General features: G+C 71.2%; 14 protein-coding genes. 9 read left to right on the top strand and 5 right to left on the bottom strand.

Annotated elements, in window-relative coordinates; genetic code table 11:
• Nucleotides 1-157 precede the first annotated feature (157 nt).
• On the top strand, nucleotides 158-592 hold the full coding sequence (locus OHA81_RS22395) for a hypothetical protein (RefSeq protein WP_329198581.1): 435 nt from the start codon (nucleotides 158-160) through the stop codon (nucleotides 590-592).
• Nucleotides 593-680: 88 nt separating this feature from the next.
• Here OHA81_RS22395 and OHA81_RS22400 read toward each other — a convergent pair whose 3' ends face one another.
• On the bottom strand, nucleotides 681-2,120 hold the full coding sequence (locus tag OHA81_RS22400; RefSeq protein ID WP_329198583.1) for a cytosine permease: 1,440 nt from the start codon (nucleotides 2,118-2,120) through the stop codon (nucleotides 681-683).
• Nucleotides 2,121-2,275: 155 nt separating this feature from the next.
• Here OHA81_RS22400 and ureA point away from each other — a divergent pair, with 155 nt between their 5' ends.
• The 6 genes from ureA to OHA81_RS22430 all read left to right on the top strand — a co-directional run bounded on the left by ureA (nucleotide 2,276) and on the right by OHA81_RS22430 (nucleotide 9,875).
• Nucleotides 2,276-3,031 (top strand): urease subunit gamma, encoded by a 756-nt coding sequence (gene ureA / locus OHA81_RS22405; RefSeq protein ID WP_329198585.1) that lies wholly within the window; start codon nucleotides 2,276-2,278, stop codon nucleotides 3,029-3,031.
• A complete protein-coding gene (locus tag OHA81_RS22410; RefSeq protein WP_329198587.1) occupies nucleotides 3,028-4,761 on the top strand; it encodes an urease subunit alpha in 1,734 nt (577 codons plus the stop codon). The genes ureA and OHA81_RS22410 overlap by 4 nt, the downstream gene beginning before the upstream one ends.
• A gap of 62 nt (nucleotides 4,762-4,823) precedes the next feature.
• Nucleotides 4,824-5,858: an agmatine deiminase family protein gene (locus OHA81_RS22415; protein WP_329198589.1), complete on the top strand. Its 1,035-nt coding sequence runs from the start codon at nucleotides 4,824-4,826 to the stop codon at nucleotides 5,856-5,858.
• 33 nt (nucleotides 5,859-5,891) lie between these two features.
• Nucleotides 5,892-6,509, top strand: coding sequence for a TetR/AcrR family transcriptional regulator (locus OHA81_RS22420; protein WP_329198592.1), 618 nt, complete (start codon nucleotides 5,892-5,894; stop codon nucleotides 6,507-6,509).
• A gap of 308 nt (nucleotides 6,510-6,817) precedes the next feature.
• The gene (gene cimA / locus OHA81_RS22425) at nucleotides 6,818-8,440 is read left to right on the top strand and encodes a citramalate synthase (RefSeq protein ID WP_329198594.1); all 1,623 of its coding nucleotides are present in this window, start codon (nucleotides 6,818-6,820) and stop codon (nucleotides 8,438-8,440) included.
• Between the two features lie 109 nt (nucleotides 8,441-8,549).
• Nucleotides 8,550-9,875 (top strand): hypothetical protein, encoded by a 1,326-nt coding sequence (locus OHA81_RS22430; protein ID WP_329198596.1) that lies wholly within the window; start codon nucleotides 8,550-8,552, stop codon nucleotides 9,873-9,875.
• A gap of 82 nt (nucleotides 9,876-9,957) precedes the next feature.
• Here OHA81_RS22430 and OHA81_RS22435 read toward each other — a convergent pair whose 3' ends face one another.
• The gene (locus OHA81_RS22435) at nucleotides 9,958-10,590 is read right to left on the bottom strand and encodes a YceI family protein (RefSeq protein ID WP_329198598.1); all 633 of its coding nucleotides are present in this window, start codon (nucleotides 10,588-10,590) and stop codon (nucleotides 9,958-9,960) included.
• Nucleotides 10,591-10,866: 276 nt separating this feature from the next.
• Between OHA81_RS22435 and OHA81_RS22440 the strand changes: the two genes are divergently transcribed.
• Nucleotides 10,867-12,450 carry an acyl-CoA carboxylase subunit beta gene (locus OHA81_RS22440; protein ID WP_329198600.1) on the top strand — a complete coding sequence of 528 codons (1,584 nt, stop codon included), beginning with the start codon at nucleotides 10,867-10,869 and terminating at the stop codon, nucleotides 12,448-12,450.
• Nucleotides 12,451-12,472: 22 nt separating this feature from the next.
• Nucleotides 12,473-12,676 carry an acyl-CoA carboxylase subunit epsilon gene (locus tag OHA81_RS22445; RefSeq protein ID WP_329198602.1) on the top strand — a complete coding sequence of 68 codons (204 nt, stop codon included), beginning with the start codon at nucleotides 12,473-12,475 and terminating at the stop codon, nucleotides 12,674-12,676.
• A gap of 89 nt (nucleotides 12,677-12,765) precedes the next feature.
• Here the strand turns inward: OHA81_RS22445 and OHA81_RS22450 are convergent, their stop codons facing one another.
• From OHA81_RS22450 to OHA81_RS22460, 3 genes are all read right to left on the bottom strand, one after another.
• Nucleotides 12,766-13,350, bottom strand: a complete 585-nt coding sequence (locus OHA81_RS22450) for a GTP-binding protein (RefSeq protein ID WP_136214583.1) — start codon at nucleotides 13,348-13,350, stop codon at nucleotides 12,766-12,768.
• Complete coding sequence (locus tag OHA81_RS22455; protein WP_329198605.1) at nucleotides 13,331-13,909, bottom strand: DUF742 domain-containing protein; 579 nt, start codon at nucleotides 13,907-13,909, stop codon at nucleotides 13,331-13,333. The genes OHA81_RS22450 and OHA81_RS22455 overlap by 20 nt, the downstream gene beginning before the upstream one ends.
• A gap of 93 nt (nucleotides 13,910-14,002) precedes the next feature.
• Nucleotides 14,003-14,416, bottom strand: coding sequence for a roadblock/LC7 domain-containing protein (locus OHA81_RS22460; RefSeq protein WP_008739857.1), 414 nt, complete (start codon nucleotides 14,414-14,416; stop codon nucleotides 14,003-14,005).
• Nucleotides 14,417-14,421: the final 5 nt, after the last annotated feature.

Raw genomic sequence — 14,421 nt, forward strand, 5'->3', positions numbered from 1 at the left:
GCCGCTCGTGCGCGGATGCGGGGTGCCCAGCGGCGTGCGAATTTGGTCGCGCCCGCCGATCCGGCGCCGGACACCGGCCCGGGCGGCCCGGGACGCCCCTCGTACCGGGGTGACTCTCTCGTGCGCCGGCGGCCAGCCGGCGGAAAGGCGGACCCCCATGAAGCGGTTGATTGCCTCCGGCCTGCTCTGCGCGGCCGTGGTACTCGGCGTATCGGCATGCTCCAGTGACGACACCACCCCGCAGGAGAAGGCCACGAAGGCCGCCGCCGAGATGTGCAGCAACCTGACGCAGCTGCGGGCGGACAACGCCAAGCTCAAGACGCTCAACCCGGCCACGGCCACGAAGGACCAGATCCAGGACGCCTACAACGCCGTCCAGACGGACTGGAAGAACCTCAAGGCCAGCCGCGAGACCATGAAGTCGGCCGAGCGGGACGCCGTCCAGTCCTCCGCGGAGGACCTGAAGAAGGCCTACGAGAACCTGCCCGGCGACACCACGGGCAAGGACGCCCTCAGCCAGCTCCAGCCGCAGATCCGGAGCCTCGACGACGCGGTCAGGCAGGCGGCCACCACCCAGTGCCCGAGCAGCTGACGGCGGCGACGCCGGCGCGGACCGCAGGGGGAACGGGCGGGCCCCGGGGAGGGAACTCCCCGGGGCCCTTCCTTCCGGTGTGCCGTCGTCAGTCGGCGGCGACGGCGACCCGGGCGGCCGGTTCGGGCGTCTGCGCGGCTGCGGGCGCCGCGGCCGTGCGGAAGGTCAGGGCCGTGTAGACCAGTCCGCCCGCGAGGCCCGAGAGGACGAAGGAGCAGTCCACCCCGCCGGTCAGGGCCAGCAGCGGGCCCTCGTAGAAGGGGGTGGTCACGGCGAGCAGGCCGACGCCCGCGCCGATCGCCCAGGCGGCGGTGGCCCGGAGGTTCCACCCCGCGCGGTACCAGTAGATCCCGCCGACCGAGCGGCGGTTGAAGACCTGGAGCGCGTCGGCGTCGTACTGCCCGCGGCAGCGGACGTAGCCGATCAGGGTGATGACGGCCCACGGGGTGCCGATCGCGGTCAGCAGCAGGACGAACGAGGTCATCGCGGACTGGACGTCCCACTCGAAGGAGCCGACGAAGACGAACGCGGTGGCGACGGCGGCGGCGATCACGGTGGCCTTGGTCCGAGTGGCCTTGGGGACGATCGCGTCCAGGTCGAGGCCCATGGAGTAGAGCATCAGCCCGGCGTTGCCCACCGAACCGGCAGCGGCCGCCGCGAGCAGCGGTACCAGGTACCAGAAGGGCGACGCGTCGACGAGCGGTCCGGCGTAGTCGGCGCCGGCCCCGGCGGCGAGCGCGGTGTACGTGCCGAACAGCTGCGGGACCAGGAGGCCGATCGCCAGCCCCAGGCAGGTGCCCCAGAAGACCTTGCGGGAGCTGTGCCGGCTCGGGGAGATGTAGCGGGTGTAGTCGCCCAGCAGGGTGATGAAGGCGACGGGACCGCTCAGACCGGCCGCGACGGCGGCCAGCAGCCAGGTCGGCCAGAACGAGCCGAGCAGGTACTCCGTCCCGGACGGCGCGGCGGTGGTGAAGTCGGGCGCGTAGGCGTAGAGGCCGATGGCGAGCAGGACCACCATGCCGATGGAGAGGACCTTGCTCATGCGCAGCAGCAGGCGGTAGCCGAAGACGGCCCCGACGACGGTGAAGGCGGCCAGCACGCCGTACATGACCGCGTGGGTGAGGCCGGTGTCCGGGAGCCCGACGAGCCGGGCCAGGGTGCCGACCATCACGTCACCCCCGATCCACAGGGTCAGGGCCGTGTAGCCGAGTGCGAGGAGCAGGCCCACGACCGAGCCGACGAGCCGTCCCCGGACGCCGAACTGGGCGCCGCTGGAGGTGGAGAGGTTGGTGGCCGTCCGCAGGGAGACCAGCGCCAGCGGCGCGGTGAAGGCGATGCCGACGACCGTGCCGGTCACGATGGCCGTCAGCGAGGGCCACAGACCCAGTCCGAAGGACGGGGGCAGCCAGCCGAACACGATCACGCCGAGGCAGAGATTGGAGCCGAGCAGGATCGAGACCAGGTCCCGGGGACCGCTCGTCCGCTCCTCTTCGGGGATCGTGTCGACTCCGCGCTGTTCGATGGGCATGGGGGAGCTCCCTTGTGCAGGGCGGGGTGAATGCGCTTCGTTTGAGCGACATTCAATGTGACCTAAGCCAAGGTGTCAGGTCAATGCTTCATTGCCGGGAAATGAAGAGTTAGAGTGATGCTCTAACCCATCGAACCAAAAGGTGGTGGATCGGCGTGCGGCTGACCCCTACGGAGCGCGACCGGCTGCTGCTGCGCGGCGCCGCGGAACTGGCCAGGGCCCGGCGGGCCCGCGGCTTGCAGCTCAACGTCCCGGAGGCCACCGCGCTCATCGCGGACACGGTCTGCGAGGCGGCCCGCGACGGCAAGCGGCTGGCCGAGGCCATCGAGGAGGCCCGTAGCGTGCTGGGCCCCGACGACGTGCTGCCCGGCGTGTCCGACGTGGTCACCGAGGTCCACGTCGAAGCCGTCTTCGACGACGGATCCCGCCTCGCGGTGGTCTCCTCGCCGATCCGCGGCGCCGTGGGCCTCGGTGACGACGCGCCCGGCGCGGTCGTGCCCGGCCCGGGCGCGCCCCAGCCGGAGCCGGTACTGCACCTGAGGGTGCGCAACACGGCCCCCGTGCCGGTGAGCGTCACCTCCCACTTCCACTTCTTCGAGGCGAACCCGCGCCTGGACTTCGACCGCGCCGCCGCCTACGGCATGCGCCTGTGCGTGCCGGCGGGCTCCTCCGTCCGCTTCGACCCGCACGGCGAGGGCGAGGTCGGCCTGGTCCCGATCGGCGGCGACCGCATCGCGGTCGGCTTCGCCGGGCTGGTCGACGGCCCGCTGGACGCCCCGGGCGCCAAGGCGCAGGCACTGGCCAGGGCGGCGGCGTGCGGGTACCTGGGCGCGGACCCCCAGGGCCGCGAAGCCGCCGGAGCCCCCGGCACCGACACCGACAGCCCGCGCCCGGAAGGGAACCCGGCATGAGCCGCCAGACCCCCCACAGCGACCACTGCGCGCCGGGAAGCCGGCACATCGACCCGCACGAGTACGCCTCCGTGTTCGGCCCCCGGGCCGGCGACCGGGTCCGGCTCGGCGACTCGGGCCTGACCGTCCGGGTCGAGCACGACGCGCAGAAGCCGGGCGACGAGTTCCTGGCCGGATTCGGCAAGACGGCACGCGACGGCCTGCACCTCAAGGCCGCCGCCGTCCGCGAGACCTGTGACGTCGTGATCAGCAACGTGCTGGTCATCGATGCCGTCCTCGGCATCCGCAAGGTCTCCGTCGGCATCCGCGAGGGCCGCATCCACGCGATCGGCCGGGCCGGCAACCCCGACACCCTCGACGGCGTGGACGTCGTCGTCGGCACCGGTACCTCGATCGTCTCCGGCGAGGGCCTGATCGCCACCGCGGGGGCCGTGGACACCCACGTCCACCTGCTCTCCCCACGGATCATGGAAGCCTCGCTCGCCGCCGGTGTCACCACCGTCATCGGTCAGGAGTTCGGCCCGGTCTGGGGCGTGGGCGTCAACTCGCCGTGGGCCCTCAAGCACGCCTTCAACGCCTTCGACGCCTGGCCCGTCAACATCGGCTTCCTCGCCCGCGGCTCCTCCTCCGACGCCGCGCCCCTCGTCGAGGCGCTGGCCGAGGGCGGCGCGAGCGGGTTCAAGGTCCACGAGGACATGGGCGCCCACACCCGCGCCCTGGACACCGCCCTGCGGGTGGCCGAGGAGCACGACGTACAGGTCGCCCTGCACAGCGACGGCCTCAACGAATGCCTCTCCGTCGAAGACACCCTGCGCGTCCTGGACGGCCGCACCATCCACGCCTTCCACATCGAGGGCTGCGGCGGCGGCCACGTCCCCAACGTGCTCAAGATGGCGGGCGTGCCGAACGTCATCGGCTCCTCCACCAACCCCACCCTGCCCTTCGGCCGGGACGCGGTCGCCGAGCACTACGGCATGATCGTCTCCGTCCACGACCTCAAGCCGGACCTCCCGGGCGACGCGGCCATGGCCCGCGACCGGATCCGCGCGGGGACGATGGGCGCCGAGGACGTCCTGCACGACCTGGGCGCGATCGGCATCACCTCCTCCGACGCACAGGGCATGGGCCGCGCCGGCGAGACCATCCGGCGCACCTTCGCCATGGCCGCCAAGATGAAGGGCGAGCTGGGCCCCTTGGAAGGCGACGGCGAGGGCGACGACAACGCCCGCGTGCTGCGCTACATGGCCAAGCTGACCATCAACCCGGCCATCGCCCACGGCCTGGCGCACGAGATCGGCTCCATCGAGGTCGGCAAGCTCGCCGACATCGTGCTGTGGCGCCCGCAGTTCTTCGGCGCCAAGCCCCAGCTGGTCCTGAAATCCGGCTTCCCGGCGTACGGGGTCACCGGTGACCCCAACGCCGCCACCGACACCTGCGAACCGCTCGTACTGGGACCGCAGTTCGGCGCCTACGGGGCCACGGCCGCCGACATCTCCGTCGCCTTCGTCTCCGCCGCGGCCGCGGCGCTGGGCTCCGACCAGATGCCCACGCGCAGGCGCCGGGTGGCCGTACGCGGTACCCGAGGCATCGGCCCCGGGGACCTCCTCCTCAACTCCCGGGTGGGCGCGGTCGACGTGGACGCGCGCAGTGGTCTCGTCACGCTCGACGGTGACCCGCTGCGCTCGGAAGCGGCCGATTCGGTCTCCCTCAACCGCCTGTACTTCCTCTGACCCGGCACAACTTGCAGGCCGGCACAGCCTCTGACCCGGCACAGCCCTTTTAAGGACCCCTCATGACGAAGCCCGCCGACGACGGATTCCGGATGCCCGCCGAGTGGACCCCCCACGAGCGCACCTGGATGGCCTGGCCCAGCCCCAACCCCACCTTCACCAACGAGCAGGAGCTCGCCGAGGCCCGCGGGGCCTGGGGCGCCGTGGCCCGCGCGGTCCGCTCGTACGAGCCCGTGACCCTGGTGGTCGCGCCCGGTGACACCGCGAGCGCCCGCGCGATCGTCGGCGACGACGTACAGATCGTGGAGCGGGAGCTCGACGACGCCTGGATGCGGGACATCGGCCCGACCTTCGTCACCAACGACGCCGGCGAGCTGGCCGCCGTCGACTGGACCTTCAACGGCTGGGGCGCCCAGAGCTGGGCGCGCTGGGGCCACGACGAGAAGATCGCCCGTCACGTCTCGGACCTGACCGGCACCCGGACGTACAGCACCTCCCTGGTCAACGAGGGCGGCGCCATCCACGTCGACGGCGAGGGCACCGTGCTCCTCACCGACACCGTGCAGCTCGGCGAGGGCCGCAACCCCGGCTGGACCCGCCAGCAGGTCGAGGAGGAGATCCACGCCCACCTCGGCACCACCAAGGCCATCTGGCTGCCGTACGGCCTGGCCGGGGACTACGGCACCTACGGCACCCAGGGCCACGTGGACATCGTGGCGGCCTTCGCCCGCCCCGGCGTGGTCATGGTCCACAGCCAGCCCGACCCGGCCCACCCGGACCACGAGCGCTGCAAGACCATCGCCGCCATCCTGCGCGCCTCCACCGACGCCCGGGGCCGGCAGCTGGAGGTCGTGGAGATCCCGGCGCCGACGGTCCTGGAGGAGGACGGCGAGTGGGTCGACTACTCGTACATCAACCACTACCTGTGCAACGACGGCGTCGTCCTGTGCTCCTTCGACGACCCGCGCGACGAGGAGGCGGCGGAAATCTTCCGGGGTCTGTTCCCCGGGCGGACCGTGACCCTCGTCGACGCACGTACGATTTTCGCTGGGGGTGGCGGTATCCACTGCATCACCCAGCAGCAGCCGAAGGTCTGACCCGGGCGGCCGGACCGATGTGAGGAGAGGCCCATGGTGGCGGGTGGAGTACGGCCGGCGCGGAAGAACGCCCCGCCGCGCGAGGACGTACTCGTCGCCGCCATGGCCACGATCGCCGAACGCGGTCTGGACGGCCTCACCATGGCCGGTCTGGGCCGCCAGGTCGGCATGAGCAGCGGCCACCTCCTCTACTACTTCGGCAGCAAGGACGAGCTGCTGCTCCAGACCCTGGAGTGGAGCGAGGCCGCGCTCGGCGCCGAGCGGCGGGCCCTGCTCTCCCGCCGCGGCCCGGCGCGCGAACGGCTGGCCGCCTACGTGGACCTCTACGTGCCCGACGGCGCCCGGGACCCGCACTGGACCCTGTGGCTGGAGGTCTGGAACCGTTCCCAGGACGCAGGTCCCCGCGAACGCGAGCGGCAGGCCGCCATCGAGGGCGCCTGGCACCGCGACCTGGTGGCCCTGCTCGCCGAGGGCATCTCGCGGGGCGAGTTCCGTCCGGTGGACGCCGACCGCTTCGCGGCCCGGATGCGGGCCCTGCTCGACGGGTTCAGCATCCAGGTCGCCGTCGGCCTGCCCGGAATAGGACGGGGCGACATCCTCGACCACGTCACCGAATTCGTGGACGAGACGCTCGCGGCGCCGTCCGCCTGATCCAGGAGGCGGCCCGCTCGCATAGTGAGACGTCGGTCCGCGTGCGTGGACCGCTGTGGCACACTGCGGACGTGCCTGCTCAGCTCATGATTATCGCCAGCAGCGCGCCGGTCCGCAGTGACCGCTGAGCCGTGGAACCACCACGGGAAGGCGGCCACCGTGCCCCAGACCCGCGCGCAGACCTCTCGCACCCGCGAGGGGTTTTTTCGTTTCCCGGCCCATTCCTGCCGGGGCCCGGCAGCGCGCGATGATGGGGGCAGTGGATCCCCGGTCTCCGGAACCACTCATCCGACAGGAGTCAGACCAGCATGACGACGACAGAGGCGACTGCGCCGGCAGAGGCCCTCGACGACGGCTTCCACGTCTTCGACACCACCCTGCGCGACGGCGCCCAGCGTGAGGGCATCAACCTCACGGTCGCGGACAAGCTGACGATCGCCCGGCACCTGGACGACTTCGGGGTGGGGTTCATCGAGGGCGGCTGGCCCGGCGCCAACCCCCGCGACACCGAGTTCTTCGCCCGCGCCCGCGCCGAGATCGACTTCAAGAACGCCAAACTCGTCGCCTTCGGCGCGACCCGCCGGGCCGGCGGCTCCGCCGCCGCGGACCCGCAGGTGCGCGCGCTGCTGGAGTCCGGCGCACCGGTGATCACCCTGGTCGCGAAGTCCCACGACCGGCACGTCGAACTCGCGCTGCGCACCACCTTGGACGAGAACCTGGAGATGGTCCGCGACACCGTCTCCCACCTGGTGGCACAGGGCCGCCGGGTGTTCGTCGACTGCGAGCACTTCTTCGACGGCTACCGCGCCAACGCCGAGTACGCGAAGTCCGTCGTACGGACCGCCCACGAGGCCGGCGCCGACGTCGTCATCCTCTGCGACACCAACGGCGGCATGCTCCCCGCCCAGATCACCGCCACCGTCGCCACCGTCCTCGCCGACACCGGGGCGCGCCTGGGCATCCACGCCCAGGACGACACCGGCTGCGCGGTGGCCAACACGCTGGCCGCCGTCGACGCGGGCGCCACCCACGTCCAGTGCACCGCCAACGGCTACGGCGAGCGCGTCGGCAACGCCAACCTGTTCCCCGTGGTCGCCGCGCTGGAGATCAAGTACGGACGGCGGGTGCTGCCCGAGGGCGCGCTCGCCGAGATGACCCGGATCTCGCACGCCATCGCCGAGGTCGTCAACCTGACGCCGTCCACGCACCAGCCGTACGTGGGCGTCTCCGCCTTTGCGCACAAGGCGGGCCTGCACGCCTCCGCCATCAAGGTCGACCCGGACCTCTACCAGCACATCGACCCCGAACGCGTCGGCAACACCATGCGGATGCTGGTCTCCGACATGGCCGGCCGCGCCTCCATCGAGCTCAAGGGCAAGGAACTCGGCGTCGACCTCGGCGGCGACCGCGCGCTGATCTCCCGGGTCGTGGAGCGGGTCAAGGAGCGCGAGCTCCAGGGCTACACGTACGAGGCCGCCGACGCCTCCTTCGAGCTGCTGCTGCGCGCCGAGGCCGAGGGCCGGGCCCGCAAGTACTTCCGGGTCGAGTCCTGGAGGGCGATCGTCGAGGACCGCCCGGACGGCACCCACGCCAACGAGGCCACCGTCAAGCTGTGGGCCAAGGGGGAGCGGATCGTGGCGACGGCCGAGGGCAACGGCCCCGTCAACGCGCTCGACCGCGCGCTGCGGGTGGCGCTGGAGCGGTTCTACCCTCAGCTGGCCAAGTTCGAGCTGGTGGACTACAAGGTCCGCATCCTGGAGGGCAAGCACGGCACGGAGTCCACGACCCGGGTGCTGATCTCCACGACGGACGGCGCCCGCGAATGGTCCACGGTCGGCGTCGCCCCGAACGTCATCGCTGCCTCCTGGCAGGCCCTGGAGGACGCCTTCACCTACGGCCTCCTGCGTGCGGGAGTGGAACCGGCCGAGTAGCCGCACGGTGGGAGGGGCGCGGCCCCTCCCACCTCCCCGCGGTCCTTATTTCCCGTTCACACGGCACGAGCCGGGTTCCGGTAGCGTCGGGACCATGAGGACCAGGCTCATGTCCGTATTGTCCGGTCTGCTGCTGGCACTGTTCTCGGTCGCCTTCGTGGGCGTACCGCAGGCGTCCGCCGCCACCGGAACCGCAGAGGTCGCGCAGGCCCTCAAGAAGGGCCCGGTCTACGTCGACCCCCGCGCCGCGGGGCAACTGCCGAAGGCGCAGGCCGACGCGCTGGCCCAGAAGATCGAGAAGGCCGGGAAGCCGGTCTTCGTCGCGGTCCTCCCGGCCACCGACGAGTTCCCGCCCCAGGGGCTGTTGAGCGCCGTCCGGGCCCAGACGGGGATCACGGGGCTGTACGCGATCCGCCTCGGCAACGGCTTCGACGCCGGGGCCGACGCCTCCGTCATGCCGAGGGTCGCGGTACGCAACCTCACCGACGCCGTGAAGGCGGGCGGACCGGTCGACGCCGTGACCGAGCTGAACAACTTCGTCGACCAGGCCCTCACCCAGGCCAAGGGCAGGGCCCCGGCCTCCTGGGGCGACACGGGCGCGGACGGCGGGACCCCGGTCGGCGGCCTGGTCACGCTGGGCGCGGTGGCCGTCCTCGGCGGCGGCGGCGCCTACGCGCTGGTCCGGCGCAACCGGAAGAAGAAGGAGGAGGCGCGGCGCGACGCGATCGCCCGCCTCGGCGTGGTGGTGGACGAGGACATCACCGCCTTCGGCGAGGAACTCGACCGGCTGGACTTCCGGCCCGGTGAGCCCGGCGCCGACGACGCCATGCGCGCGGACTACGCGCAGGCCCTGGACGCGTACGAGAAGGCCAAGCAGATCATGGCGCAGGTCCGCTACCCGGAGGAGGTGCAGGGAGTCACGCAGGCGCTGGAGGACGGCCGCTTCGCCCTGGCCCGCCTCGACGCGCGCCGTCAGGGCAGGCCGCTGCCCGAGCGCCGGGCGCCCTGCTTCTTCGACCCGCGGCACGGCCCGAGCACCGAGGACGCCACCTGGGCCCCGGCGGGCGGGACGGCCCGTACCGTGCCCGTCTGCACGGCTGACGCCGTGCGGCTGCGCGACGGCCTGGACCCGGCGGTGCGCACGGTCGACACCGACTACGGCCCGCGGCCCTACTACGACGCGGGCCCGGCGTACGGCCCCTGGGCCGGCGGGTACTTCGGCGGCGGCATCCTGCCGGGGCTGCTCGTGGGCACGGTGCTCGGTTCGATGATGTCCGGTCCCGCGTACGCGTCCGACTTCGGCGGGGCGGGCGGGTTCGAAGGCGGGGACGTGTCGGGTGCCGACTTCAACCCGGGCGACTTCGGCGGGGGGTTCGACGGGGGCGGCGGGTTCGACGGGGGCGGCGGCGGCTTCGACGGCGGCGGCGGCTTCTAGGCCCTCTCTTCCGGACCCTGCGGGTCGGGCAAGATCCGGAAGAGACGGCCCAGGGCCGCCACCGGGCGGTCCGCAGACCGGGTCAGGCCTGCTTGACGGCCGAGATGTCGAAGGTCAGCTTCACCTTGTCGCTGACCATCACGCCGCCGGCCTCCAGGGCGGCGTTCCACGTCAGGCCCCAGTCGGAGCGCAGGATCTGCGCGGACCCCTCGAAGCCGACGCGCTGATTGCCGTAGACGTCGGTGGCGGAGCCGTTGAACTCCAGGTCGATCGAGAGCGGACGGGTGACGTCCTTGATCGTCAGGTCGCCCGTGATGCGGTACGTGTCGCCGCCGAGCGCGGCCGCCCCGGTCGAGCGGAAGCTCATCAGCGGGAAGGTCTCGGCGTCGAAGAAGTCGGCGCCGCGCAGGTGGCCGTCGCGGTCGGCGATGCCGGTGTCCACGGAGGCCGTCTTCACGTCGATGGTGGCCGTCGAGCGGGCCGGGTCGGCGCCGTCCAGGTGCAGGACGCCCTCGTGGTCGGTGAAGGCGCCGCGGACGTTGGTGACCATGGCGTGCCGGACGGTGAAGCCGATGCTGCTGTGCGCCGCGTCGATGGCGTAGTCGCCGGTGAGTGCCGCGAGCGCCGGGTCCACGTCCAGCGTGGCGACAGCTGCCGGGGTGGCGGCTGCGGTGGCGGTGTTCTGGCTGCTGCTCCGGCGGGTGAAGATGCCCATGATCGCTCCTTTGGTGACTGCTGCGCCGGCGGGTCCGTCGACGGTCGAAACTTCGTTTAAGTTTCAACGACATTGACGTTAGGCCTATTCGGTTCAAATTTCAACCTCTCTGCCTCCGGCGGAGTGATTTATAGGATCTCCACAACGGCCGGACCCCCCGTCTGGTGGAGTCCGCGCATCTTCGGACGGTTCTGTCCGGGCCGGACAGCGGATCGCTCCCGAGACTGTGCGGAACCAACGGAGGGTTTTCGGCCCGTCACTTCGTAAGGTCGGTACATGACCGTTGTGGACCAGACTCCGAGCGAGCCGACGGACGCCCGCGGGCGCGTGGCCGAACTGCACTCCCTCAGGGAGCAGGCGCGGCGCGGCCCGAGCGACCGGGCGACCGAGGCACAGCACGCCAAGGGCAAGCTGACCGCGCGCGAGCGCATCGCGCTGCTGCTCGACGAGGGTTCCTTCAAGGAGGTCGAGCAGCTGCGCCGTCACCGGGCGAGCGGCTTCGGCCTGGAGGGGAAGAAGCCCTACACCGACGGTGTCATCACCGGCTGGGGCACCGTCGAGGGCCGCACGGTCTTCGTCTACGCGCACGACTTCCGGATCTTCGGCGGTGCACTGGGCGAGGCCCACGCCACGAAGATCCACAAGATCATGGACATGGCCATCGCGGCCGGTGCCCCGCTGGTCTCCCTCAACGACGGCGCGGGTGCCCGTATCCAGGAGGGCGTCTCCGCCCTCGCGGGTTACGGCGGCATCTTCCAGCGCAACACCAAGGCCTCCGGCGTCATCCCGCAGATCTCGGTCATGCTGGGCCCCTGCGCCGGCGGTGCCGCGTACTCCCCGGCCCTGACGGACTTCGTCTTCATGGTCCGCGAGACCTCGCAGATGTTCATCACCGGCCCTGACGTGGTCCGCGCGGTGACCGGCGAGGAGATCACCCAGAACGGGCTCGGCGGCGCCGACGTGCACGCCGAGACCTCGGGCGTCGCGCACTTCGCGTACGACGACGAGGAGACCTGCATCTCCGAGGTCCGCTACCTCATCACGATGCTGCCCTCCAACAACCGGGAGAACCCGCCGCTCCACCCGACCTCCGACCCGGCCGACCGCCGCTCGGAGGTGCTGCTGGACCTGGTGCCCGCCGACGGCAACCGCCCCTACGACATGCTCAAGGTCATCGAGGAGCTCGTCGACGACGGCGACGTCCTCGAAGTCCACGAGCGCTGGGCCCGCAACATCATCTGCGCGCTCGCCCGCCTCGACGGTCAGGTCGCGGGCATCGTCGCCAACCAGCCCGGCCACCTGGCCGGCGTCCTGGACATCGAGGCCTCCGAGAAGGCGGCCCGCTTCGTCCAGATGTGCGACGCCTTCAACATCCCGATCGTCACCCTGCTCGACGTCCCCGGCTTCCTGCCGGGCGTCGACCAGGAACACGGCGGCATCATCCGCCACGGCGCCAAGCTGCTGTACGCGTACTGCAACGCCACCGTTCCGCGGATCTCGCTGATCCTGCGCAAGGCGTACGGCGGCGCGTACATCGTCATGGACTCCCAGTCCATCGGCGCCGACCTCACCTACGCCTGGCCGACCAACGAGATCGCCGTTATGGGCGCCGAGGGCGCGGCCAACGTCATCTTCCGCCGGCAGATCGCGGACGCCGAGGACCCCGAGGCCATGCGCGCCCGCATGGTCAAGGAGTACAAGGCCGAACTGATGCACCCGTACTACGCGGCCGAACGCGGTCTCGTGGACGACGTCATCGACCCCGCCGAGACCCGTGAGGTCCTCGTCAGCGCGCTGGCGATGCTCCGCACCAAGCACGCCGATCTGCCGTCCCGCAAGCACGGCAACCCGCCTCAGTAAGAGCGAAGGAGACCTGCCACCCATGAGCGTCACCGCAGACACGCTGCTCAAGGTCGAGAAGGGCCACGCCGAGCCCGAGGAACTGGCCGCGATCACCGCCATCCTGCTGGCCCGCGCCGCCTCCACCCCCGCGGCCGCCCCGGTGCACCGCATCGGCTCCCAGGCCCGCTGGCGGCGTCTGGAGCGCAGCCCCGGCTTCCGCTCCGCCCACAGCTGGCGCGGCTAGCACCGCGAGCAGCAGCGGCACAACGACGAAAGGGCCCCCGCACTCCTCCCGGAGTGCGGGGGCCCTTTCGTGCGGGCCGGGCGGGCCGGCTAGCGCAGGCGGGCCATCAGGGCGTGCTCGACCAGGGTGATGAGCGCGCTCTTGGCGTCGCCGCGGTGGCGGGCGTCGGTGGTGATGATGGGGGCGTCCGGGCCGATCTGCAGGGCCTCGCGGACTTCCTCCGGGGTGTACGGCTGGTGGCCGTCGAAGCCGTTGAGGGCGATGACGAACGGCAGGCCGCTGTTCTCGAAGTAGTCGACCGCGGGGAAGCAGTCCGCGAGACGGCGCGTGTCGACCAGCACCACGGCGCCGATGGCGCCACGGACCAGGTCGTCCCACATGAACCAGAAGCGGTCCTGACCGGGGGTACCGAAGAGGTACAGGATCAGGTCCTGGTCCAAGGTGATGCGGCCGAAGTCCATGGCGACCGTGGTGGTCGTCTTGTCCCCGGTGTGGGTCAGGTCGTCGATACCGGCGGAAGCGCTGGTCATGACGGCTTCGGTACGCAGCGGATTGATCTCGGAGACCGCGCCGACGAACGTGGTCTTGCCCACGCCGAAGCCGCCCGCCACCACGATCTTCGCGGAGGTGGTGGAGCGGGGAGCCGCTCCGCCGTTAGAGCTTGCGAAGTCCACTGAGCACCCTTTCGAGCAGTGTCACATCTGGCTGGCCGCCGGCAGACTCGTCGCCGCCGGGCTGATGAATGGCGACAAGGCCCGCCTCCGCCAGGTCGGCGACGAGGATGCGGGCGACACCAAGAGGAATGGAGAGGAGTGCCGAGATCTCCGCGACGGATTTGATCTCCTGGCACAGACGGCAGATGCGCTGGTGCTCGGGCAACTGCCCTTGCAGCCGAGCGGGATCGGCCGTGGTACTGACCAGCGCCTCGATGGCGAGCTGGTAGCGCGGCCGGGTACGGCCGCCGGTCATCGCGTACGGACGCACCAGCGGGTTGTGCGCCTTGGGGGCCTGCGGACGCGAGGCCCGCGGCTGCTGCTGCGGAAGCCGGTGCGGAGCCTGCGGTTGCTGCGGTTGCTGCGGCTGTTGGGGCTGCTGTCCGTACGGCTGCTGCTGGTAGGGGTTGTGCTCCGGCACGGGCCGGCTGGGAGCGGAGGGAAAGTTGAAGCGGTTCTGGTCGTGCCCACCCTGCGGCTGCTGCGCGCCGCCATAAGGATGTCCTCCGGGTGTTGTCACGCTTCCTCCTCCTGCTCCAAGAACGCAGTACTCCCTGTAGAACCGCGCCACCGCACCCTATGGTGCGATGACGCGAAACGCACTGCCTGTTTGCTAGTTGAGAAGACTTCCCTGCAGCTCCGAACGCAGTTCCGGGGTGAGGACACTGCCGGCTCGGTCCACGAGGAGGGCCATCTCGTAGCCCACGAGGCCGATGTCGCACTCGGGGTGCGCGAGCACCGCGAGCGACGAACCGTCGGAGACGGACATGAGGAACAGGAATCCCCGGTCCATCTCCACCACGGTCTGGTTGACGGCGCCACCCTCGAAGATGCGGGAGGCCCCGGCGGTCAGCGAGGTCAGACCGGAGGCCACGGCCGCCAGCTGATCGGCGCGGTCGCGCGGGAATCCGTCGGACATCGCCAGAAGAAGGCCGTCGGCGGAGACCACCACCGTGTGGGACACCCCGGGGGTGTTGTCCACGAAGTTGGTGATCAACCAGTTCAGGTTCTGTGCCGCCTGGCTCATCGGGC

This window comes from Streptomyces sp. NBC_00667 (genome assembly GCF_036226825.1).
Taxonomy (GTDB): Bacteria; Actinomycetota; Actinomycetes; order Streptomycetales; family Streptomycetaceae; genus Streptomyces.

Coding starts and splice junctions, on each gene's coding strand:
- OHA81_RS22395 (WP_329198581.1), top strand. CDS start 158: ATGAAGCGGTTGATTGCCTCCGGCCTGCTCTGCGCGGCCGTGGTACTC.
- OHA81_RS22400 (WP_329198583.1), bottom strand. CDS start 2,120: ATGCCCATCGAACAGCGCGGAGTCGACACGATCCCCGAAGAGGAGCGG.
- OHA81_RS22410 (WP_329198587.1), top strand. CDS start 3,028: ATGAGCCGCCAGACCCCCCACAGCGACCACTGCGCGCCGGGAAGCCGG.
- OHA81_RS22415 (WP_329198589.1), top strand. CDS start 4,824: ATGACGAAGCCCGCCGACGACGGATTCCGGATGCCCGCCGAGTGGACC.
- OHA81_RS22420 (WP_329198592.1), top strand. CDS start 5,892: ATGGTGGCGGGTGGAGTACGGCCGGCGCGGAAGAACGCCCCGCCGCGC.
- cimA (WP_329198594.1), top strand. CDS start 6,818: ATGACGACGACAGAGGCGACTGCGCCGGCAGAGGCCCTCGACGACGGC.
- OHA81_RS22430 (WP_329198596.1), top strand. CDS start 8,550: ATGTCCGTATTGTCCGGTCTGCTGCTGGCACTGTTCTCGGTCGCCTTC.
- OHA81_RS22435 (WP_329198598.1), bottom strand. CDS start 10,590: ATGGGCATCTTCACCCGCCGGAGCAGCAGCCAGAACACCGCCACCGCA.
- OHA81_RS22440 (WP_329198600.1), top strand. CDS start 10,867: ATGACCGTTGTGGACCAGACTCCGAGCGAGCCGACGGACGCCCGCGGG.
- OHA81_RS22445 (WP_329198602.1), top strand. CDS start 12,473: ATGAGCGTCACCGCAGACACGCTGCTCAAGGTCGAGAAGGGCCACGCC.
- OHA81_RS22460 (WP_008739857.1), bottom strand. CDS start 14,416: ATGAGCCAGGCGGCACAGAACCTGAACTGGTTGATCACCAACTTCGTG.